Source organism: Methanosarcina horonobensis HB-1 = JCM 15518 (assembly GCF_000970285.1).
In the GTDB taxonomy this organism is placed as follows: Archaea; Halobacteriota; Methanosarcinia; order Methanosarcinales; family Methanosarcinaceae; genus Methanosarcina; species Methanosarcina horonobensis.
In genome coordinates this window covers 4,502,071-4,524,030 of sequence record NZ_CP009516.1, presented here as the reverse complement: position 1 = coordinate 4,524,030, position 21,960 = coordinate 4,502,071, and the positions used below count along the sequence as shown (strand labels likewise).

Genomic DNA, 21,960 nt, shown 5'->3' with positions numbered 1-21,960 from the left:
TATTTGCTCTTCGACCTGTTTCGATCCCTTTTTCCTTTTTATTTTTTTAACCAAGCAACTTCTTAAGCTCATGAAGTTTGTTCATGGCTTCTATTGGCGTCATCTCATCCACATTCATCTTTTTCAGGGCTGCTTCTACAGGACTTATTCCTTTTGCCCTTTCCGAATTTCCGCTGCTGCTTCCGGGATCGAAAAGCAGCATCTGGGTATAGCGGGCGGTTGCTTTGCCTTTTCTCTTTTTCCCGTTTTCACTGTCCTCAGTTTCCTCAAGTATGCTTTCCCTTTCGAGCTCCCTGAGGATTTCGTTTGCTCTTTCGATCACTTTTTCCGGGACTCCGGCAAGCCTTGCAACATGAATTCCGTAACTTCTGTCCGTTGCTCCGGGAACGATTTTCCTCAGGAAAACTAACTCGTGGCCTTCTTCTTTTACTGCTATGTGATAATTTTTCACCCGTTTTAATTTCTCTTCAAGGGCTGTGAGCTGATGGTAGTGGGTTGCAAATAGAGCCCTTACGCCTACCTTTCCCCTGTTGTGCAGGAACTCAACAACTGCTTTTGCAATGCTGTACCCGTCATAGGTGCTTGTCCCCCTGCCGATTTCGTCGAGCAGTACAAGGCTTTTCGGGCTTGCATTGTTCAGGATGTTTGCAAGCTCTACCATCTCGACCATAAAAGTACTCTGTCCGCTTGCAAGGTCGTCAAAAGCCCCTATCCTTGTAAATACCTGGTCAATAACACCTATTGAGGCATAGGACGCCGGGACAAAAGATCCTGCCTGAGCCATAATCGCAATAAGAGCGGTCTGGCGCATATAGGTGGACTTTCCTGCCATGTTCGGGCCTGTAACCAGCAAAAATTGGTTTTCCTTGCAATCCATTTCGGTATCGTTCGGGACAAAACCTCCCGATACCGTACTTTCGACTACCGGATGCCGTCCATCCCTGATAAGGATCTTACAGTCTTCGGTAAGCTGCGGGCGTGTATAATTGTTATTTTCTGCAACCTCGGCAAGGTCTGCAAGGACATCAAGGCAACCTATCCCTTCTGCTGTTTCCTGGAGTTTCTTTGAATGAGCTGCAAGGGTGTCTGTAATTTCAGAGAAGATTTCGTATTCCAGAGCTACGGCTTTATCGTTTGCTGTCAGGATCAGGCTTTCTTTTTCTTTGAGCTCAGGTGTAAAGAAGCGTTCCGCATTTGCCATGGTCTGCTTTCTTATATAGTCATCAGGCACCTGGCTGCTGTTTGCATTGGTAACCTCAATATAATATCCGAAGACTTTATTGTATCCGACTTTCAGGGACTTGATCCCTGTCCTATCCTTTTCCTTCTGCTGGAAGGCTGCAATCCATTGTTTGCTGTTGCTCGAAATATCCCTGAGTTCGTCAAGTTCCTCACTGAATCCGGGTCTTATCATTCCGCCTTCCCGGACGGTTATGGGAGGTTCTTCAACAATTGCTTTCTCGATCATCTCGTCCAGTTCTTCCAGTTCTGAAAAGGCTGCAAGTCCTTCCGCAACCTCTTTTAACACCTCTGCACAGGCTTTTTCCAGGAGGCAGTCCCGGATAGAGGGCACTACATCAAGGGATTTTTTCAGGGCTACGAGGTCCCTTGCATTGGCGTTTCCGTAAACTATCCTGCCTACGAGGCGTTCAATGTCCCTCACGTCCGAAAGCCAATTCCGGATATCATAGCGGAGCAGAGGGTCTCCTGCCAGCTCTTCTACTGCATCCAGCCTGAGGTTGATTTCTTCTACGGAAAGGAGCGGCTTTAAGAGCCATTTTTTCAGGATGCGGCTTCCCATAGGTGTCCTTGTGCAGTTAAGGGTTCTGTAAAGGGAGTTCTGGTCTCCTTCGTCCCGCACATTTTTCACTATTTCAAGATTGCGCAGGGTAACGGAATCGAGAATCATGAACTCGGTGTTTGAGTAGGTCCTGAGGGTATTGATATGCTCAAGGTCTCTCATCTGGGTTGTCTTTGCATACTCAAGGGCAGCCCAGGCAGAATAGACTGCAAATTCCAGTTTTTCACAGCCCATGCCCTCCAGGGTTGAGACCCTGAAATGAGTTTTCAGTTTTTCCCCGGCTTCTTCTATTCCGAAGATTTCCGGCGCAAATTCCTGCACGATTGTCTGGTCCTTTAACCTATCTACGAGTTCCGAATTCCCATACAGGGCAGGGGGCAGGATGCATTCCGCAGGCCGCATGCGGGCAAGTTCGCTGAGTAATTTTTCGAAACTTTCCGAATCTGTAAACTGGGTTGTTAGGAATTCTCCTGTAGAGATATCGAGGAAGGAAAGCCCGAACTCCATTTCTTTTTCCCCGTTTTTTCCGGATTTTCCGACTTCTCTTCCTGCAACTGCCATAAGGTAGTTATTTGAAGCATCCGAGAACATGGAAGAATCTATTGCTGTTCCCGGGGTTACCACCCTGATAACCCCTCTCTTCACGACGCCTTTTGCCTGCTTTGGGTCTTCAAGCTGTTCACAGATAGCTACTTTGTACCCTTTGTTTATCAGCCTGGGCAGGTATGTGTCAATTGCATGGTAGGGAATTCCTGCAAGCGGCATTCTCTCCCCTGATTTGTCCTTGCCGCGGGCTGTTAATGTAATCTCAAGCTCTTTTGCAATGGTTTTTGCGTCTTCCCCGAATGATTCGTAGAAGTCTCCCATCCGGAAGAAGATCAGGGTGTCAGGGTATGCCTGTTTGGCTTCGTAGTACTGGCGCATTGCAGGGGTCATCATTTCAGTCATTTTTTACTCACTGTAAACCTTGAATATTAGTATTAAATCTGGAACGGATCTCTGAGTCTGGAGCGTGAGAAGATGGATAAACGGCTGATTGTATCAACTGATCAACCCGGTATCTTCGCGTACCAGTTTGACAATGTCAATTTGGACAGATCTTGATGGTATCAGTTTGAGTACGAGTTTGAATTGTTTGGATATTAGTTGGATATCTGTTTGAGTATCAGTTAGAAATACTATGCCTTTATCTTGAATCATGCTTCTTATATATAATTTAACAATTCGGTATTGTAAGCCTTATCAAAGGAGGGAATTGCCCTGAGCCGGGAAAAATTAGTTGAAGTCTGTCCTGTCTGCGGGAGTGCGGATATTTACTATGAGGTTGGCGGATATGCAGGCGCGGTCTACCATTGCAAAGAATGCGGGTATGTCGGAGCTTTTGTTATCGAGGCTAATGAGGAGATGATTGAGAAAATCAAGGAAAAGTATATGCGGGAGAGAGAGGATGCGGATCACTAATCTTAATTATATATGTCTTGTATCCCTTTTAATCCTTTAAATTTATCAGGAAATTCAACCTTACTACTTAAAAACTTCTGTATGGAGTAAAAGAAACGATTAAGAGCCTATCTGAAAAGTATTGCGATTTGTTGTAGTTTTCACACTAGCAATATGCACAACCTGAAAGATGAATAACCTGAAAGTAATCGGATATTGGAGAACTAGGGTACTTAACGGGGTTAACATGCATATCAAAAACAAACTTTCCATAATAATATGTCTTGTACTTATAACCGCACCAGCAGTGGCGGATTCTAAAAACACAAACTGTCTAGATAACACACTGAAAATAGCAGTCTATCTCCCATCCACTGATACTGTAGCTCACGATCCTTTGTTTACATCAATGTTTTTCGAATATAAGTTATCATATCTCACTGACTCCACAATATCTGAGAACCTCACTAAAGATAACTGTGATTTGTTGCTTGTTCCTGACAAACATATGTCAAATACCACGGCTTCAGCAATCAACAAATACCTTTCCAGCGGTGGCCGAGTTTGGTTTTTTGCTGATCCACGGCTGAAAGAGGATGGTACAATATCTGCAAATAGAATCAATATATTAGGAAAACCATCCGAGGCCATAGTCGGTAACTATAGCACGATCTCTGTAGATACAAATGATCCGATTACAAATGGTATGAGTGATACTTACACTTCTCTTGGTTCTACTGAAAAATCAACATATATGAGAGCGTTCAATCCTGATTCTGGAACTATTTCGGACTTTGGATACAGGGTTTTAATGTTCAATTCTCGGGATGGTGATATGCTCATAAAATTCGAAAACCCTGAAACCGGAGCTCGAGCTATCTATAGTAATGAAAATATGTTCATCAGCGGAGGCTCGTGTAACTATTTCGATAGAGCGACTGCAACGGAATTATTCCAAGGCGTGAAAGCCTGGATGCTTGGATTTGACAATAATACATATGGTATTAGTATCACATATCCAAAAGGAGACAAACAATTTACGATTACGATAGATGACATCCTTGCATCTGATTCAGAGATAACTAAAGTACAACCGTTCTTTGATATGGAAGCAAGCAAAAACCTGACCGATGTAAAGAATCTAAACACATTTTTCATAATACCAAATTCCACTAAAACAACAAAGACAGGGCTTGATTATTATGCCCAGTATGGTGACACACATACAATCCATCCGCATTTCATCACTGATTGGACATCCAGTGCCTACAACATTTCTCAGTTCCAAAAAAACGTCACTAACGCAGAAAATATAATAAATAAAGCTTACGGCGTTTCAGACTATGATTTTTCATCAATCCGGTTCCCTGCAATCAACGCAACAATGCCGGCATACCAGGCAGCATCGGATGCTGGATTTGCCATTAGTACAAACTATGGATGGTATACAGGTAATGTGCCAATCGGGTACACATCAAGCAACAATGCTTTCTTCCCGAAACAAAAGATTCTGTACGATAAGGAGTCAAACCTCATAGAGATAGAGATTCCGGAATCCTTTGATATTAGCTGCAATAATGCGGAAGACTTCTACACACAGAATGTTGAAGGGATGAATTATTTCTATAATATCAATTTTCCGGCAAATTACATTATTGGTGGCCATATACAGGGAATAATGACAAGACCAGATCTATATGAAAATATGTCGAAGTTATTGGATTATGTAAATGGAAGTCATGGTTATACGGCTTTCTCTAACCTGGATCAGATCGCTGACTATAACAATCTCAAAAACGCAAAGATCCAAGCACATAACACACCTAATGGTGTTTCAGTGGACATCACCACAACTAAACAGATAGAGAACTTCACATTAAAACTTACAAATATTCAGAACGGTATACAGGCTCAATACGATGGTTCTGCTCTTAGTACTGATAATGTAATTCACGCGGATAACGTGTATTATGTATTTCATACAGTCAGCCCAGGAACACATCATTTCGTGATTAACGATGTAAGTAATTCTGAGAAAGGAACTGAAAATACACCTGCTTTTGAAATGGTTTGTGGGGTATTCAGTTTGCTGGCTGTATTTTTACATAAAAGAAAGTGAGGATTCTGTAAAGTTAGCGGTTGATATAATAAGATCGGACAGATAAGATAAAATTGCTAAAATATGAAAAAACATCAAAAAGCCGAAACTGATTCTGGTGGGGCCGTTGAGATTCGAACTCAAGTCGCAAGACCCCCAGTCTTGCAGGATGGACCAAGCTACCCTACGGCCCCGCAGAGCAGATCTGTTTATCGGATGACAAAGGATTTCGTCTACTTGCCATCAACCAACTATTGTAATTAAACATGTAGTATAAATGCGTATCGGTAGAAAATAGCCAGCATCTTATCTTTACTGTTTTTCTATTGCCTTCCCGAATTCTTTTGCCCGAATTTTTGGATCTTTTTCGGCTTACGGTTTCTGGATATCGGGCTCCGACGGCTTGCTCAGTATACTTTTTGCCCGAATTACTCTCTGGATCATGGTGATATGTGAGAATACCGCTATAAGAACAAGTGCCCATCCGAGGAATCCTGAAAGTGCTCCAAAAGCCAGGATAAGCATTCTTTCCGTCCGTTCGGCAATTCCGACGGATAGTTTTCTACAGCCTGCAGACTCGGCGCGGGCACGCGTGTAGCTTACGAGAAAAGAACCTATAAGAGCATAGCCTGACCAGAGCCATCCGTCAATTCCGATGATCGGGGGAATCACAAGCCTTCCGTTTATCGCTCCTGCCATTATCCCCAGAAACATGAGCCCATCTGAGTAGCGGTCACATACCGAGTCCAGCACGCCTCCGAAAGGGGTGATCCTGCCTTTTGCTCTTGCGACCCCTCCGTCAAGGATATCGAAGACTCCACTGAAGAGAATCAGGAGCCCTCCTTCAAAAGGTTCGCCCAGAACAAACGCAGCTCCGGCAGCCACGCTTACAGCGAAACCCAACAGAGTAAGAGTATTTGGGGAGAGAGGTATTGAGCGGGCAAATGGAATTACCAGTTTTCTTGCGCTGTTTTTTAAGTCATCGAATATTTCAATCCCTTCCTTTATCTGGCTATTGATACTGTATCTTTGGATATTAGTCTTATCTTCTTTCTAAAGATTTCCGGATTAGAGTTTCTAAGTTCCGTTGGGAGAACCCTTTATATCTTTTAATGGCGGCTTTCATGATTTAATGGTCTGCAGGGATGGAATTTTCCAGAAAGAGGTTTTAAGGATCGCTATAAGAATAAAGTCTCATGAGTTTAAAATAATATGGAGTTAAAATATGAATATAGTGGAAAAACACAGGGAAAGGTGTATGGAATGCGGACAGTGCCTTCTGGTCTGCTCTCGATATGATAATCTCAGTTTGCTTAATCGACTTTACGAATATCTGGAGGGTTCTTCTAATATCCATCCTGACTCCCTGCTTCGCTGCCTCACCTGCGGGCTCTGTGTTTCTGCCTGTCCTGAGAAGCTCGGGATCAAACCGCTGATCTCTCCTGCCCGGCAGAAATGGGTTAATGAAAACGGACTTACTGACAGGCAGACCATGGTAGACCCAGAGGCTGAAAATAATCTCTTTAAAAAGATTGCTGAAATGGATGAAACTCTTGAGTTTACAAACAGATCAGGGTCTGTTGTGTATTTTCCGGGATGCGCCGGCACTTACATCAATAAAGTTATGGCGCAGGCGTCTGTTGCCCTTCTGGAAAAGGCAGGAGTTGATTATACTGTGCTGAGCGGGACAGAGTACTGCTGCGGGGCAGTATCTGCAGGTGCAGGGGATCCGGGTCCCATCCGAATGCACGGGCAGCAGAACATCGAAGAAATCAGAAAAAGAAGAGCAAAAATCCTTATCACTGCATGTCCCGGGTGCTTCAGAGCTTTTAAGGATATCTACCCGCGCATGTTTGGAAAACTTGACTTTGAGGTTCTTCAGGTCTCGCAGTACCTTGATCGGCTTTTAAAAGAAGGCAAACTTACTCCGGAAAATGCCCTCAAGCACAGGGTCTTTTATCACGATCCCTGCCATCTTACCCGCGGTATGGGCATCTACACGGAAGCAAGGAACATACTTGAAAAAATTCCGGGCACCGAGCTTGCAAACAGAACTCCCGAAGGTTCGGCTTGCTGCGGCTTTGGTGGTGGAGTAAGGGTCAATTATCCTTCTGAATCCCTATCTGTAGCTTCAGATCGCTATAGGGCTGCCAGGGAGATGGGCTGCGATGTCATCGTAACAAACTGTGGGGGCTGTATGCAGAACCTTATCGAAGCCGGAGAGAATGAGAATGTAAGGGAAAATATAAAGATCTTTGATCTCACCGAATATCTTGCCCTTGCTTGTGGAGTGAAAACAGACAGGGAAGATCGGAAAATGATCGAGATTGTGAACAGGGCTTACAGCTCATGTGTTTCGGGTTACAAGAAACCATATTTCTCCTGAACATAAACTCCCTATCTCTTCCTTTCACTTCTCTTCTTATTCAATGAATCTGCGTAAACCTTAACATTGACTATAATTTCCTTCATCTTCTCTTTCCCTCTTTTATCTTATTTTATTATTGTTTTCTTTTTTGGTTTCCCAGTGTTTTGGATAGCTGTTTTTCTATTTCGGGCGAAAATTGTGAAGAAAATCTTTCCCGGTAAAAAATCTAATATATATTCTTTTCTCTTTTTTCTTATTTTTTTGTCTGATTTCTGTTAAGACTTCTAGAATAAGGAAAAATGATGTTCAAAAAAGGAGATTATTGATTACCATTCTAATTCATGGTTTGAAATTGTTATCAAAAACAGTTCCAGAAGCCTTAGTCTTTTCTCTTGAACCTTACTGAGCGAAAATTATATTTAATTTAGTTCCTCTAATCTCTTAAAATGATAAGGTTATTTTTTCTCTTCCTACATGCCTTTAAAAGTCCATCTTTAATGTTTAATATTTATATTTTTTTGTTCATTCCTTAAATTCCTCTCTGAACACTATCTATAAAAAATTTAAACCAAAAATTATATATATTACCCCTAGTTTTGAGTTCTCTTTTTTAACAAAATATTTATACCAGTAAAGAGAAGTTTAATCTGGAGACATCTGTGAAGATGAGTTAACAGACGGGATTTAAAATGGCACAAAAAACATTCCCTCTGCTAAATGCTCATGAACCCCAGTAAGCAATCATGAAGAATTCATGATTTTGCAGTTTTGCTTGTGGTAATCGTGGTTTCCCACCCATGGTGATCATGAGTTACTTCTCGTGCACCTCATGACTCGGAGAGCGTGAGCTAGCAGTCCAGACAATCATAAATAATCATGATAGTTTGTCGAGAGGTCTCCATAGCTTAAAAAATAAAACGGAGGATGCAATATTAGCAAAGAAGAACTGCTTCAGGAACTTGCAGGTGCAGTAATTACCTGTAAGAAGGATGCGGTACTCGCTGCCGTTGAAAAGGCAAAAGGAGAACTGGATCCCTCCGAAATAATTGAAAAAGGACTCGCAGCAGGCATGAATGAAGTGGGGGTCCGCTTTGAAAGAGGTAAACTTTTCTTACCCCATGTAATGATGGCTGCCGATGCAATGACTGCAGGAGTTAATGCCCTTAAGGATCTTATGCCTGAAGGCTCTGCGAGCACTAAAATGGGCGTTATTGTGAACGGTACGGTAGAAGGCGATGTCCATGACATCGGCAAGTCGATCGTGTCCACAATGCTCCAGTCTGCCGGTTTTGAAGTGTATGACATCGGCCGTGATGTCCCGATCAAAAACTTTGTCCAGAAGGCAAAAGAAGTCAATGCTGATATGATCGGGCTTTCCGCTCTTATGACCACAACTCTCCCAGGTCAGAGGGAAGTTATCGAGCTTCTCAAAGAAGAAGGGCTGAGGGAAAAAATAAAGGTCATGATCGGCGGTGCACCCGCAACCCAGGCATGGGCTGACAAGATTGGCGCAGACTGTTATGCAGAAAACGCAAGTGAAGCCGTTGCAAAAGCAAAGGAACTGCTGGCTTAAATCATTCTTATTCGGAGGTTACAAAAATGGCAAAATGTAATGCAGTTGCAGGATTTAACGCACTTAATGGTGTAGAATTAAACCTTTTTACTACTGACGAACTCAAAGCAATTCACTACGCCACAATGGAAGTTCTGATGGACCCCGGTGTCCAGGTCTCTGACCCCGAGGCAAGGCAGATCTTCAAAGAAAATGGCTGTGAAGTTAACGAACAGACCCATGTTGTAAAAATCCCTGAATATCTTGTAAGAAGAGCTCTCCAGCTTGCTCCCTCCAGGTTTGTCCTCTGGGGACGCGACAAAAAGCACAACACTGTCCAGGAAGCCGGCGGTAAGGTTCACTGGACCTGCTTCGGTACTGGCGTTAAGATGTGCAAGTACCAGGACGGAAAATACGTAACCGTTGATTCCGTAGAACAGGACATTGCAGACATTGCAAAGCTCTGTGACTGGGCAGAAAACATCGACTACTTCTCTCTCCCTGTTTCCGCAAGGGATATTGCAGGCCAGGGTGCACAGGACGTTCACGAGACCTTCACCCCTCTTACAAACACTGCAAAACACTTCCACCACATTGACCCAGTGGGCGAGAACGTCGAATACTACCGCGACATCGTAAATGCCTACTACGGCGGCGATGAAGAAGAAGCAAGGAAGAAGCCAATCTTCTCAATGCTCCTCTGCCCGACCAGCCCTCTTGAACTCAGTGTCAATGCTTGCCAGGTCATTATCAAAGGTGCACGTTTCGGAATGCCTGTAAACGTCCTGAGTATGGCAATGTCAGGCGGTTCTTCTCCTGTCTATCTTGCAGGAACCCTTGTAACCCACAACGCAGAAGTTCTCGCAGGTATCACCCTTGCCCAGCTCACAGTTCCTGGAAGCAAGGTATGGTACGGAAGCTCTACTACAACTTTTGACCTCAAGAAGGGCACTGCCCCCGTTGGATCTCCCGAACTCGGCCTGATCAGCGCATCCGTCGCAAAGCTCGCCCAGTTCTATGGCCTACCCGCATTCGTGGCAGGCACCTAGTCTGATGCAAAGGTCCCGGATAACCAGGCAGGGCACGAAAAGACAATGACCTGTCTCCTGCCAGCCCTTGCAGGTGCAAACACCCTGTACGGCGCCGGGATGCTTGAGCTCGGTATGACCTTCTCTATGGAACAGCTCGTTATTGACAACGACATCATCAAGATGACCAAAAAAGCCCTGCAGGGAGTCCCTGTTAATGAGGAAACCCTTGCTGTCGAGTCCATCCAGAAAGTAGGTATCGGAAACAACTTCCTCGCCCTCAAACAGACCAGGCAGCTTGTGAACTACCCCTCCGACCCCATGCTCATAGACAGGCGCATGTTCGGAGACTGGGCAGCAGCCGGCTCTAAGGATCTTGCAGCCGCTGCACACGACAAAGTCGTGGATGTTCTCAAGAACCACGTAGTAAAGCCAATCGATGCAGACATCCTCAAGGACATGAAAGCAGTCGTGGACAGAGCTGACAAAGCTTTCAGAGGCATGTAATTTTACCAAGGATATTCAGGAGATCTAAAAATGGCAAGCAAAGAAGAAATTATTGCAAAAGCAAAAGATGCAATCACCGATTTTGATGATGAACTCGCAGCAGAAGTTGCAGAAGAAGCCCTCGCTGCAGGGATTGACCCTGTAGAGCTCATTGAAAAAGGATTTACCGCAGGTATGCAGGAAGTTGGGGAACAGTTCGAACAGGGTACCCTTTTCCTTCCCCACGTGCTTGCAGCTGCCGAAGCAATGAACGCAGGTATGGAAGTCATCAAGCCGGAAATGGAAAAACGCAAGTCTCAGACCAAGAGCCTCGGAACCATCGTCATCGGAACCATCGAAGGCGACATCCACTCTATCGGAAAGGACATTGTTGCTTCCATGCTTAACATTGCAGGCTTTAAAGTCGTGGACCTCGGAAGAGATGTCCCAATAAAAACCTTCGTTGAAAAGGCAAAGGAAGTAAAACCACAGATAATCGCATCCTCCGCCCTTATGACCACAACCATGGTCAACCAGATCCAGATCGAGGAACAGCTTAAAGAAGCAGGTATCCGCGGACAGGTCAAGACCATGGTCGGAGGCGCACCCGTTACCCAGGACTGGGCTGACAAGATCGGCGCAGACCTCTATGGGGAAAGTGCCACCGATGTCGTCAGCAAGGTAAAAGCAGCCTTACTCTAAAGGCTCGATAAGCAGAAAATGCAGAAGATTTTATCAAATGCATTCTCTGCCCAATTTTATTTTGTACAGTCGCTGCGAAACTTATAGTTGACGGCATAGACAAAATTCCGCATCCGTTCACAATCACGGATCTGTCATAACTCACGGGAATCCAGTAAGCATGGAAAAGACTGTGCAGTAAGTCTGTTCAGTATTACACTCTGGCAAATCTCAAGGCTGCTGACAATTCTCTAAAGTCTAAAAATCTAAATTTGAATGATTGTCAAAAAGCCTGAAACTGCAGCTAAATGGGATAGTAGTGAAAGAACAAAGACTGTAATTTAGAACTGTAGTTAAATATAAATATAGTCCCCTAGAAACTGTAGTGTCGGAATTTAATATTAAAGTGAATATAGTTCCCTGAGATATAAATGCCCGATAGAGGGTTCGCAAACTGTGCTTTCAGGCTGTGGAATAGGGTTGGACGGATTCCTGCCCTGAGGGAATTTCACAGTGCTTCTGAAAAATGGAGGGATTTTCCGTGGATTTGAAAACCTTAAAAAAACAGGAAAGTAAACGAAAGGTCAGTAAAGGGTACATGTGGGCCCTTTTCTGTGCTGTATTCTGGGGTATCTGGTATTTGCCAGGGACCGTTGTATGGGTACTTAACCCATTCGATGAAATGTACAGTGCTATTGCCGAAACAAGTGGGGACGGTATGTCCCTGGTTATAACTGCTGTACTGATTACCGCTTTCAATGCTCTCACAGTTATGCTTGCTCTTATGCTCTGGAACGGAGTGCTTGGCAAATACGGAGAACTTGGCAGGACTCTTAAGGAGTTTCATCCGTGTTCCAAATGGTTCTTCCTTGCCTCGATCTTCGGTGGTCCTATGGCTATTCTCGGTTCTTTTATTGCCATGGGCTTTATAGGCGGAGCATTTGCAGCAGTTGCCGGTCTTCTTTATCCCGTGGTGGGCTCGATTCTTGCTTATTACTGGTATGGAGAAAAAATCTCAAAAAGGGCAGCAATGGGCATAGCAGTCATTATTGTAGGAGGCGTCACAATCTTTGGCGGCGGGCTTCTGACCGAACTTTCGTCAGGCAACGTCCAGTGGATCGGATATCTCGGAGGTTTGATGGCTGCCGCAGGCTGGGGCATTGAAGGTGCTATCGCAGGCAAAGGGCTTGACATTTCCGAGCCTGATGCAGGGCTGACTCTTCGTTTCCTTGGAGAAAACATTATCTGGTGGATCATTATTGTGCCTATTCTGGCAATCGTTGGCTTCCCTATGTATTCCTTTGCACTCCAGGCGTTTGAACCTCTTACTCTGCTGGTACTGATCTTTGCAGGTATCACATTCGGTTTCTGTTATGTCTGCTGGTACAAGTCTTTCCCTCTTATCGGAGTCGGAAGAGGTCAGGGCATAGGAAACCTCTATGGGTTCTGTGCAATCATATTCATCTTCCTCTTCTTCGGGGATGTCCCGCAGTGGACAATTCTTGTCGGCGGCACTCTCTGTATTGCTGGCAGTTTCATTATGTTCACAGAAGACGCAAGTGCACTTGAAACTTTGAGAGGTGAATAAGATGGGAAACAGGCCTATTAAGTTCAGGATTCTGGAGCTTTTCCTTGATGGAAAAGAGCACTGGAACTATGAGGTTGTTTCAAAGATCCAGGCAGAGTACAATATGAACAGTGCTTATGGCAGGGACAGCATCAACTTCGATATCATCGAACTTGCATCCGGAGGGATGCTGAAAGATGTCGAACAGAAAGTCGATGAAGCAGGAATCTACAAAAAAGATTTCCTCCTGCACAAATATGTGATCACCGATTTCGGAAAAGTCCGGGGTTCTGATGCCTGCCTGATGTATGTGTAATCTTAAAGGAGGACTTAAAAATGACACAAACAGCAGCAGCTCTTGAAGCTTACAACGTTTATTGGGCAAATTCTGTCATACCGGCCGGGGACATCATGTGGATGGTCCTTATCCTTATTCTGGCAGTAGTTGCTCTCTGGCAGGCAAGGACTTTCGTGTCCAAATTCTGAACCCCAGAAGAATACAGCTCCAGATTAGTATTATAAACAATATTAATGGTGAAAAAAATGGCAACCGAATATGCTTTGAGAATGGGAGACGGGAAGAGGATCTTCCTTACCAAAGAGAAGATCATGGAGGAACTTGAGGCAGGAATGGCGAATGCCTCAGACCTTGGAGAAATTCCTGATCTCAGCGCTGATGAAATCGACAAGCTTGCAGAAATCCTTATGATGCCCGGAAAGACGGTCAGTGTGGAACACGGCATGGAAGTGCCAGTTACTCACGACATAGGGACTCTCAGGCTTGACGGTGATCAGGGCAACAGTGGTGTAGGAATTCCTTCAAGCCGTCTTGTAGGCTGCATGATGCACGAAAGGGCGTTTGGTGCAGACACAATGGAACTCGGGCACATCGACTACAGTTACAAACCTGTAAAGCCGGTTGTTGCAAACGAGTGCCAGGCAATGGAAGTCTGCCAGCAGAATATGATTATCCCTCTCTTTTACGGCGCAATGCCGAATATGGGATTGTATTATACTCCTGACGGACCTTTCGAAAACCCCGGAGACCTGATGAAGGCTTTCAAAATCCAGGAAGCCTGGGACTCCATGGAACATGCAGCAGAGCACCTTACAAGGGACACCGTATGGGTTATGCAGAAGATCTTTGCCTCGGGTGCGGACGGTGTCAACTTCGACACGACCGCAGCTGCAGGTGACGCTGACATGTATGGTACTCTCCATGCAATTGAAGCTCTCAGAAAGGAATTCCCTAACATGTACATCGAAGCTGGAATGGCTGGAGAATGCGTACTTGGTATGCACGGAAACCTTCAGTATGATGGCGTGACCCTTGCCGGGCTCTGGCCTCATCAGCAGGCTCCCTTAATTGCAAAAGCAGGTGCAAACGTCTTCGGACCAGTCTGCAACACCAACACGAGCAAGACTTCTCCGTGGAACCTTGCACGCGCTGTAAACTTTATGAAGGCAGCTGTCCAGGCTTCTCCAATTCCCTGTCACGTTGACATGGGTATGGGTGTAGGCGGAATCCCCATGCTTGAGACTCCTCCGATTGATGCCGTTACAAGGGCAAGCAAGGCAATGGTCGAGGTTGCCGGAGTAGACGGCATATAGATCGGGGTCGGCGACCCGCTGGGTATGCCGATTTCTCACATAATGGCTTCCGGTATGACAGGAATGAGAGCAGCAGGCGACCTTGTAGCAAGAATGCAGTTCTCAAAGAACATGAAGATCAAAGAAGCAAAACAGTACGTGGCAAAGAAGCTCAATGTAGAAATCAGGGACCTCGCAGACGAGCACGTTATGCGCGAACTCCGTGAGGAGCTCGATATTGGCGTGATCACCTCAGTTCCTGGTGCTGCAAAAGGCATTGCCGCAAAAATGAACATCGAGAAGCTGCTCGATGTCAAGATAAACTCCTGCAATCTCTTCAGAAAACAGACCCCGTAAAGAAAAGGTCAATTAAAAACGTTCAGTAAAAACGGTCAATTTAAAAACGGTTGATTAAAAAATAGACCATTGAAGGAGTATCAGGCATAACCCAGATCCTGGGTATAAGCCTGCCTCCTTCTATTATAATGCAGCAGGGAGAGATATCAGGTTCTGTTAAAATTGAGTCAAAAGTAACAGGATCTAAAAACGGCTCTTGAGGTCATAACAAGTTCGAAAGTTCTTCCTTGAAAACAAAAATCGCTCTCTACTGCTTTTTTAATTTTTTATTAAACACTTTTGATTGAATCTCTTTCTCTGATCTCTTTTTTGGATCTATGGCGAATATCTTTCCCGAATCTTCAACTGAACATACTTTTATTGATCATTTGATCAGGGACTACATTAAGTAAATATTTAGTTTAATTTTGTGGATATTGTCATATTATGGTTAATGAGGCGAAATTCAAGGACAAATTTATATCTTAACATTTTTTATTTTTCTGTAGTTATTTTTCCTTTTATTTTCTCTAACCTGCAATTTTTCTTTCATATTTGATTTTTTTTTAACCTCAGACTCTCCGCAGATTGTTTTCATCAAGGTTGTTCTTCAATTTCTATTTTCTTAAGGACGTAATCGACTCAATGCGATAAATTTATATATTTATACGTGCTTTTATTTATTGGTAAATCAAATTTACTTGATTTGCCTGTAAAGCGCCATTTTAAATCTCCGTAATTCTGCAGACTCCTGTGAAGATTTGCCTTTGAACCTCCATTACTTTTTTTCCTTTTTTTGTCTCCTTGAGTTAATTCTCTATTTTTTGCCCTTTCTCTTTTGTCCTTTCCTCTTTTCCGGTTCCCGTATAGTGATAAGGAAAAAATCGAATTGCTCTGGGGATTTTTCATTGCCAGCCCAAAGTTTATTAGTCGATACGATAATTATGCAGGAAACCCAACCTGTAGATATTGCATGAACAGATCCTGATCTCTTGTTTTCATACCTGACTCTACAGCTACTCGAAATTCTGGTGAGAACTATGGCTGACACAATTCACTGGGCAGATGTTATAGCAGAAGACGTGTTAAATAAGAGCGGAAAACACCTGGTTGCCACAGGAATCACTCCCTCAGGGCATATCCATATAGGGAACATGAGAGAGGTAGTGACTGCTGATGCTGCTTATCGGGCTCTTCTTGACAGGGGAGCAGATGCCCGTTTTATCTACATTGCCGACAACTACGATCCTCTGCGCAAGGTTTACCCTTTCCTGCCTGAAAGTTATGCTGAACATGTAGGAAAACCCATTTCCGAGGTTCCCTGCCCCTGCGGCGAATGTGCAAACTATGCAGAACATTTTCTGAAACCTTTCCTTGAAGCCCTGAGGCGCCTGGGTATCAACCCTGAAGTTTACAGGGCAGACGAAATGTACAGGGCAGGAATGTATACCGAAGCGATAAAGACCGCCCTTGTTAAAAGAGATGAAATTGCAAAGATTCTTGAAGAGGTATCCGGCAAAACGGTGGCAGAGGAATGGAGTCCCTTCAATCCACGATGTAATGAGTGCGGAAAAATAACGACCACAAAGGTAACGGGTTTTGACCTGGAAGCCGAAACTGTGGACTATGTCTGCGCCTGTGGGCATTCGGGGACAGTCCCTATGGCAGGAGGGGGCAAGCTTACCTGGAGAGTGGACTGGCCTGCTCGCTGGGCTGTGCTCGGGGTGACCGTCGAGCCTTTGGGAAAAGACCATGCTTCAAGGGGCGGCTCTTATGATACCGGAAAGCGGATAGTTAGGGAAATCTACGGGCATGAGCCTCCTTACCCTATAGTCTACGAATGGATAATGCTCGGAAAACAGGGAGCAATGTCTTCTTCCACGGGAGTTGTTGTCTCGATTTCGGATATGCTTGAGGTAGTGCCTCCCGAAGTCCTGCGCTATCTAATTATCCGTACGAAGCCTGAAAAACATATTCAGTTCGATCCGGGGCAGCCTCTTCTAACTATAGTTGACGAATACGAGAGACTCAGAGATAAATTCCGCGACAATGACCCCTCCCTCGGGGATTTTGAGAGGAGGATTTACGAGCTGTCCAGGGCTACCGGCATCTGTCATCCAGAAATTCCTTTCAAGCAGATGGTTACTATTTTCCAGGTTGCCAGGGGAGATTTCGAGCAGATCCTGCAAATTGTAAAGCGTTCAGGCTTTTCAATTGAAGATAAAAAGTGTATTAGGGAACTTGTAGATAATGTCTCAAAATGGCTTGAACTCTACGCTCCTCCGTTTGTGAAATTTAGCGTAAAAGAAAAGGTTCCCGTGCAGGTAGCAACCCTTTCCGAACTCCAGAAAGTCTTCCTTGGGGCGTTTGCAGACCTTATTGAAGCAAAAGGCAAAATCAGCGGAGAAGAATATCATATGCTGGTCTACTCTGCAAAAGACGAAGGTTCCGAACTGAATCGGCTGATTGCAGAAAAGCTAAATGTGCCGGCTCCTCAGGTAGACCCTAAAGACCTTTTCAAAGCTATTTACACCTCAATTCTCGGGCAGAGTTCGGGCCCTAAAGCAGGCTGGTTCTTATCCTCCTTTGAGGAAGATTTCCTGATAACCAGGTTCAGGGAAGCTTCAACATACAGCCCTGAAAAGCGCGCATGAGTACAGGGCAGGTGAATATGGAAACAATGGATATGAAAATAGAAGACACAGACACAAAGATTATAGATAAACCAATGGAAAAATCTGCAAGCTCTTCAAAGGAACATTTTCTTGCCTGGAATAAAGAATATGCCCACCTTAAATGGGGAGGTCCTGCTTCTATCCGGGATCTGAAGGCTTACCTTGCCCCGGGAGCGAGAGTGCTGGATGCCGGTTCAGGGGACGGAAGGTATCTTGGAGAGCTTTCGAGGAGTTACACTGCGGTAGGTGTGGATGTTTCTTTAATTGCTCTTGGCAATTCCCGAATGCAGCTTGCAAGAAGCGGCAGGTTTGCAGAACATCTCGGGGCAAGCGTGCACACTCTTCCTTTCAAGTCCGGGTCATTTGATGGAATAATCTGTTATGGGGTACTCCAGCATCTCTTTAAAGAAGAACGGAAGGCTGCTGTCAGGGAATTTTCCCGTCTTCTCAGTTGCGGAGGTCTCGTTTTTTTCGAGGCTTTCGGCTGCGAGGATATGCGTTGCGGAGGAGAGCCTTCAAACCTGTTTGAAGAACGAACTTTTGCCCGGAAAAATGGCATAATCTACCATTATTTTACTGAAGAAGAAGTTAAAGCACTTTTTTACGAATTTGAAGTTCTTGAACTGGAAAATATAACAAAAGAGAAAACTTTTAGAGGGAAATCTTATCTAAGGCACATGGTCAGGGGAGTTTTCCGGAAACTTTGAATTTAACTCGGATCTTTTCTTAACTCCTGACTCACCTGTCTTTGCTGCAGTTTTAGACCCTCTACACAACTTTAAAAACAACCATATTTTTACTTTTTGTTTTTATTTTCATACAAAAGCTATCTTAAGATAATTGAGCACTATTATTACAAGGGCTCCGAAAATTCCTCCGATTGCACAAATCAGGACTGCTATCCAGGTGATTGCGATTTCAAGTCCCAGCAAAAACTTTGCTACGATCAGGGTTAAGATCCCAAGTACTGCATTTACTGCAAGGCTGGTGGCAGTCTTGAGAACTTTGTACAGCACGTACGCCACTACTGCTGCCAGAATCAATACTGAGATTTCGGTAATACCAACTACCATAGATTATACATAGTGTTCAAATTATTTATATTTATCATTGAGTTTTATGAATCAGTTATGGGTTTTTAAAAAATTGTGCCAGACATCTGTGAAAATGTCATTCGATCTTTTTTATTTAAGGAACAAAAACTATTTTACGGCATATTTTTCTTCAGAGAGCCCGGATGAATTCAATAATAATTTTTTTAAGTGTTTCCTCGTTTGAATAAGTCTGTACCTTCATTGAAGGATAGGGGTTTCCAAGCACCATTGCAGAAACTACCGCATCGGGCCTGTGCAGGCAGAGCACAGGAATTTTCTGGTCAAGAGCCCTGCATATTTCATAGCCAACACCCGTGGATGGTACTGTCACCTCAGCAATGAGCGCATCGCTTTTTGCAAGCAGACCCATGTCTCTATCATAAATCTCCTGTTCAGTCATTTTTGATTCTGTTTCTTCCAGCTCCGGATCTGCGACATGCCAGCTGAGCACTTCTGCTCCTGTTTCTCCAAGAGCGTCACACATAAACCGGTATGTTTCAAGAAGTTCTCTTCCTCCCCGGATAGAGCCTGAAACGAAAATTTTCTTTTTATTCTGCCCTGAAACTACAGCTTTTTCCATTTCTTTTTCACCTGCCAGGATTTCTTACTGTACGCCTCTGAAATAGTGCCCTGTGGTAAAGCCTTTTCCTAAACTCTCACATTTTTCCGTTGCCTTCTCTCCGGGCTCATAAAATGAGTCAACTGCTTTCCGATATTTTTCTACAACTTTCCTGATTTCTTCTACGCTGTCCATTCCCAGAGTTTCGATTCTCAGGCTTGATACTCCGCTTTCGATAAGTGTGGGAATATTTTCGAGCATACACAGGGATCTTGAGTTCAGTAAATGAGTCCTGCACTGGTAATCCATGAGCAGGGGAAACTCATAACTCTTCTCATCTACTAGCTTAAAATTTCCTGAGCTGCAGGGAGCGCTGCACTGCTCTCCATTTTTATCCAGAAGCCCGCCTGCAAGGCAGTGTTCCGACTCCATCAGTTCGAGGCGGCCATGAACAATGCATTCTACAGGTCCGCAAGAAGCCACTTCTTTGAGCTCTTCAAGCGTTAATTCGGGAGAAGCTACAACCACTTTTGCTCCATTTTGCAAAAGGAGAGAAAGAGTATAGCCGTTATAAATATTTAAGGGACTATCTGCAATACATGGGATCCCCTTTTCTTTTGCGAGGTTAAATGTTCCCAGGTTTGAAACAAGTACACCGTCAGCTCCGAATTTCTGCACACTGGAAAGAGTTTCCTCCACCTGTTTCATTTCGGAATCCTTCACTATTTTCGGAGTGTTGAAGTAGATTTTCTTACCTGCAACTCTGGTTTTCAGAATAGAATTTTCAAGAATAAAACCAAGTTTTCTGCTGAAAACCCCCTTTTCACTGGAGTCTTTCTCTTTTTCTTCTACTTTCGGTTTCCTGAAAAGCCCTTCTCCGAGGTAAACACAGTCTGCTCCACCTTCAAGAGCTTTTTCAAGCCCTTCAGAAGAATATACGGAAACCGAGAGTAAGGGCTTTTCAGGAAGGCTCTGGGCTTTTACTTTCTCTGTTTTCCCTGTTATCTCTAATTCTCCTATCGCTCCTGTTTCTTTTATTCCCTTTTCCTTCTTTTCTCCGGTTGCAGGAAGCTGCAAATTCTCAAGAGGCTTTCGCTTCCATTTCGATATGCGCAGTTTTTCAAGCTGAGAGACTGCCTTCGTTCTCAGATCATTCAGTTGCCCTACGGGAATAAAAACATCTCCTTCTATAATTACATTAAGTTCAGATGCCTCAAAAAGAGTGTTTCCGAGCTTGTTGAGCTGTTTTTCTATCTGGGCTTTTGAGGTTGGAGATCTCTTCGCCCTCTCGATCAGATATTCGGATTCAACCGTCACCATATTTGAATTGCTGTCCTTTACTTCAAGCCTTGCAGGTTTCCCTGGCGTAATAATTGCTGTGAGAGATATCGGGATCTTTGGTCTCAGGTTTCCGGATTCGCTTTCTTTTTTAAGGGAATCCATAAGCTTTTTGTCGTGTGTCCTGTAAACCGTACTTCCTGATGGAGCTCTTGAGTCAAAGGGGATTTCTACGACTTCGTCTTTTCCTGCGCTGTATACCTGACCTTTTTCAGTGTACATTGAGGATATGATTTTTCCTTTATCTTCAGGCCGGGTCTCGGCGTTTTCGACCATTATTCCGTCTCCCAGGCGGAGGGAGTTTGAGAGCTTTACACGAAGGAGTTTCGTGCGCCTATCATAGCTGACAACCTTGCCTGCTGGGATCCCTCGGTTATGCGGGTTTTCCCGGCTCATAAGTTTTCCACGAGGGTTTCCAAAAAAGTAGCCTGAAGTAAAGCTGCGGTTAAAAAGCTGGGTAAGATTTTCCTGTTCCTCTTCGGAAACCGAGTACTCGGCAGGGTTTTTCAGGTATCTGTCAATCAGGCGGCGGTAGATCCTGACAACTCCTGCAACATATTCCGGCCTTTTCATCCTGCCTTCAATTTTGAAAGACTCGATTCCTGCGTCTATAAGGGAGCCGAGGCCTGAGGTCGTGTTAAGGTCTTTCGGGCTCAAAAGGTAACTGCCGCTGGTTTTAATCTGTTTTCCTTCACAATACAGCCTGTATTTTTTGCGGCACGGCTGGGCGCAGTATCCCCTGTTTCCGCTCCTTCCTCCTATCAAGCTGCTCAGGAGGCACTGACCTGAATATGAAATGCAGAGAGCTCCGTGTATGAAAACTTCAATCTCTACAGCATTTCTTTCTTTTACCTTTTTTATATCTTCAAGTGAAACTTCCCTCGAGAGTACAACTCTTTCGATCCCAAGCTCTTTTACAAATCTAACTCCTCCACTGTTGTGAAGGGTCATCTGCGTGCTTGCATGAAGCGGCAGGTCACGCAGGTATTTTCTTGAAAGGGAAATAAGCCCTAGGTCCTGAATGATGATCGCGTCTGTCCCCATTTCTCTCAGGCGGGAAAGCAGCATAAGGGCACTTTCCATTTCTTCTTCCTTGAGCAGGGTATTCACGGTTACGTATATCTTCACGCCTCTGAGATGAGCGTAGTCAATAGCTTTTTCAAGCTCTTCTTCTGAGAAATTGGATGCATATCCCCGGGCGCTAAAAGCCCTCGCTCCGAGGTATACAGCATCGGCTCCGTTTTCTACGGCTGCTATAAGGGCTTCCATGCCGCCGGCTGGAGCCAGCAGTTCAGGTTTTGCAGGCTTCATCAGATGGGATTACGGAATATGATCTTAATTAAGCTT

16 protein-coding genes, 1 tRNA gene and 2 pseudogenes are annotated in these 21,960 nt (G+C 44.4%); 11 read left to right on the top strand and 8 right to left on the bottom strand.

Going from position 1 to position 21,960, the window contains the following annotated elements:
- Positions 1-46 precede the first annotated feature (46 nt).
- Together mutS and MSHOH_RS24435 are read right to left on the bottom strand one after the other, a co-directional pair.
- Positions 47-2,749 carry a DNA mismatch repair protein MutS gene (gene mutS, locus MSHOH_RS19705; RefSeq protein ID WP_048142251.1) on the bottom strand — a complete coding sequence of 901 codons (2,703 nt, stop codon included), beginning with the start codon at positions 2,747-2,749 and terminating at the stop codon, positions 47-49.
- A gap of 327 nt (positions 2,750-3,076) precedes the next feature.
- Entirely contained in the window at positions 3,077-3,259 is a 183-nt protein-coding gene (locus MSHOH_RS24435; protein WP_048142250.1) for a hypothetical protein, read from the bottom strand.
- 172 nt (positions 3,260-3,431) lie between these two features.
- On the opposite strand from MSHOH_RS24435, the gene MSHOH_RS19695 reads away from it, so the two are divergent.
- A complete protein-coding gene (locus MSHOH_RS19695; RefSeq protein WP_162197665.1) occupies positions 3,432-5,360 on the top strand; it encodes a hypothetical protein in 1,929 nt (642 codons plus the stop codon).
- Between the two features lie 95 nt (positions 5,361-5,455).
- Here MSHOH_RS19695 and MSHOH_RS19690 read toward each other — a convergent pair.
- Positions 5,456-5,533 (bottom strand) — tRNA-Pro (locus MSHOH_RS19690).
- 178 nt (positions 5,534-5,711) lie between these two features.
- On the bottom strand, positions 5,712-6,272 hold the full coding sequence (locus tag MSHOH_RS19685) for a CDP-alcohol phosphatidyltransferase family protein (RefSeq protein ID WP_082089430.1): 561 nt from the start codon (positions 6,270-6,272) through the stop codon (positions 5,712-5,714).
- A 292-nt stretch (positions 6,273-6,564) separates the two neighbouring features.
- On the opposite strand from MSHOH_RS19685, the gene MSHOH_RS19680 reads away from it, so the two are divergent.
- The 8 genes and pseudogenes from MSHOH_RS19680 (at position 6,565) to mtbB (ending at position 14,968) form a co-directional block, all read left to right on the top strand.
- The gene (locus MSHOH_RS19680) at positions 6,565-7,725 is read left to right on the top strand and encodes a (Fe-S)-binding protein (RefSeq protein ID WP_048142245.1); all 1,161 of its coding nucleotides are present in this window, start codon (positions 6,565-6,567) and stop codon (positions 7,723-7,725) included.
- Between the two features lie 913 nt (positions 7,726-8,638).
- Positions 8,639-9,280: a dimethylamine corrinoid protein MtbC gene (gene mtbC / locus MSHOH_RS19675; RefSeq protein ID WP_048142243.1), complete on the top strand. Its 642-nt coding sequence runs from the start codon at positions 8,639-8,641 to the stop codon at positions 9,278-9,280.
- Positions 9,281-9,306: 26 nt separating this feature from the next.
- Positions 9,307-10,794 (top strand): annotated as a pseudogene (gene mttB / locus MSHOH_RS19670) ([trimethylamine--corrinoid protein] Co-methyltransferase).
- A gap of 30 nt (positions 10,795-10,824) precedes the next feature.
- Complete coding sequence (locus tag MSHOH_RS19660; RefSeq protein ID WP_048142237.1) at positions 10,825-11,475, top strand: cobalamin B12-binding domain-containing protein; 651 nt, start codon at positions 10,825-10,827, stop codon at positions 11,473-11,475.
- 505 nt (positions 11,476-11,980) lie between these two features.
- Entirely contained in the window at positions 11,981-13,042 is a 1,062-nt protein-coding gene (locus MSHOH_RS19655) for a DMT family transporter (protein WP_204245354.1), read from the top strand.
- A 1-nt stretch (position 13,043) separates the two neighbouring features.
- On the top strand, positions 13,044-13,337 hold the full coding sequence (locus MSHOH_RS19650) for a hypothetical protein (RefSeq protein WP_048142233.1): 294 nt from the start codon (positions 13,044-13,046) through the stop codon (positions 13,335-13,337).
- A gap of 20 nt (positions 13,338-13,357) precedes the next feature.
- On the top strand, positions 13,358-13,507 hold the full coding sequence (locus MSHOH_RS24860) for a hypothetical protein (RefSeq protein ID WP_204245353.1): 150 nt from the start codon (positions 13,358-13,360) through the stop codon (positions 13,505-13,507).
- Positions 13,508-13,564: 57 nt separating this feature from the next.
- Positions 13,565-14,968: pseudogene (mtbB, locus tag MSHOH_RS19645) on the top strand ([dimethylamine--corrinoid protein] Co-methyltransferase).
- A 621-nt stretch (positions 14,969-15,589) separates the two neighbouring features.
- Here mtbB and MSHOH_RS19635 read toward each other — a convergent pair.
- A complete protein-coding gene (locus MSHOH_RS19635) occupies positions 15,590-15,856 on the bottom strand; it encodes a hypothetical protein (RefSeq protein ID WP_048142230.1) in 267 nt (88 codons plus the stop codon).
- 131 nt (positions 15,857-15,987) lie between these two features.
- Between MSHOH_RS19635 and lysS the strand changes: the two genes are divergently transcribed.
- Complete coding sequence (gene lysS, locus MSHOH_RS19630) at positions 15,988-17,601, top strand: lysine--tRNA ligase (RefSeq protein WP_048142228.1); 1,614 nt, start codon at positions 15,988-15,990, stop codon at positions 17,599-17,601.
- A gap of 17 nt (positions 17,602-17,618) precedes the next feature.
- Positions 17,619-18,329: a class I SAM-dependent methyltransferase gene (locus tag MSHOH_RS19625; protein ID WP_239451071.1), complete on the top strand. Its 711-nt coding sequence runs from the start codon at positions 17,619-17,621 to the stop codon at positions 18,327-18,329.
- Positions 18,330-18,437: 108 nt separating this feature from the next.
- Here the strand turns inward: MSHOH_RS19625 and MSHOH_RS19620 are convergent, their stop codons facing one another.
- The 3 genes from MSHOH_RS19620 to MSHOH_RS19610 all read right to left on the bottom strand — a co-directional run bounded on the left by MSHOH_RS19620 (position 18,438) and on the right by MSHOH_RS19610 (position 21,924).
- On the bottom strand, positions 18,438-18,695 hold the full coding sequence (locus tag MSHOH_RS19620; RefSeq protein ID WP_048142226.1) for a pro-sigmaK processing inhibitor BofA family protein: 258 nt from the start codon (positions 18,693-18,695) through the stop codon (positions 18,438-18,440).
- A gap of 151 nt (positions 18,696-18,846) precedes the next feature.
- Entirely contained in the window at positions 18,847-19,296 is a 450-nt protein-coding gene (locus tag MSHOH_RS19615; protein WP_048142224.1) for a nucleoside 2-deoxyribosyltransferase, read from the bottom strand.
- Between the two features lie 24 nt (positions 19,297-19,320).
- Positions 19,321-21,924, bottom strand: coding sequence for a DUF3656 domain-containing U32 family peptidase (locus tag MSHOH_RS19610; RefSeq protein ID WP_048142222.1), 2,604 nt, complete (start codon positions 21,922-21,924; stop codon positions 19,321-19,323).
- Positions 21,925-21,960 lie beyond the last annotated feature (36 nt).

Coding starts and splice junctions, on each gene's coding strand:
- MSHOH_RS19695 (WP_162197665.1), top strand. CDS start 3,432: ATGAATAACCTGAAAGTAATCGGATATTGGAGAACTAGGGTACTTAAC.
- MSHOH_RS24860 (WP_204245353.1), top strand. CDS start 13,358: ATGACACAAACAGCAGCAGCTCTTGAAGCTTACAACGTTTATTGGGCA.
- MSHOH_RS19635 (WP_048142230.1), bottom strand. CDS start 15,856: ATGAAAAATCCCCAGAGCAATTCGATTTTTTCCTTATCACTATACGGG.
- MSHOH_RS19620 (WP_048142226.1), bottom strand. CDS start 18,695: ATGGTAGTTGGTATTACCGAAATCTCAGTATTGATTCTGGCAGCAGTA.
- MSHOH_RS19610 (WP_048142222.1), bottom strand. CDS start 21,924: ATGAAGCCTGCAAAACCTGAACTGCTGGCTCCAGCCGGCGGCATGGAA.
- MSHOH_RS19660 (WP_048142237.1), top strand. CDS start 10,825: ATGGCAAGCAAAGAAGAAATTATTGCAAAAGCAAAAGATGCAATCACC.
- MSHOH_RS19650 (WP_048142233.1), top strand. CDS start 13,044: ATGGGAAACAGGCCTATTAAGTTCAGGATTCTGGAGCTTTTCCTTGAT.
- lysS (WP_048142228.1), top strand. CDS start 15,988: ATGGCTGACACAATTCACTGGGCAGATGTTATAGCAGAAGACGTGTTA.
- mutS (WP_048142251.1), bottom strand. CDS start 2,749: ATGACTGAAATGATGACCCCTGCAATGCGCCAGTACTACGAAGCCAAA.
- MSHOH_RS19655 (WP_204245354.1), top strand. CDS start 11,981: ATGGAGGGATTTTCCGTGGATTTGAAAACCTTAAAAAAACAGGAAAGT.
- MSHOH_RS19615 (WP_048142224.1), bottom strand. CDS start 19,296: ATGGAAAAAGCTGTAGTTTCAGGGCAGAATAAAAAGAAAATTTTCGTT.
- MSHOH_RS19625 (WP_239451071.1), top strand. CDS start 17,619: ATGGAAACAATGGATATGAAAATAGAAGACACAGACACAAAGATTATA.
- MSHOH_RS19680 (WP_048142245.1), top strand. CDS start 6,565: ATGAATATAGTGGAAAAACACAGGGAAAGGTGTATGGAATGCGGACAG.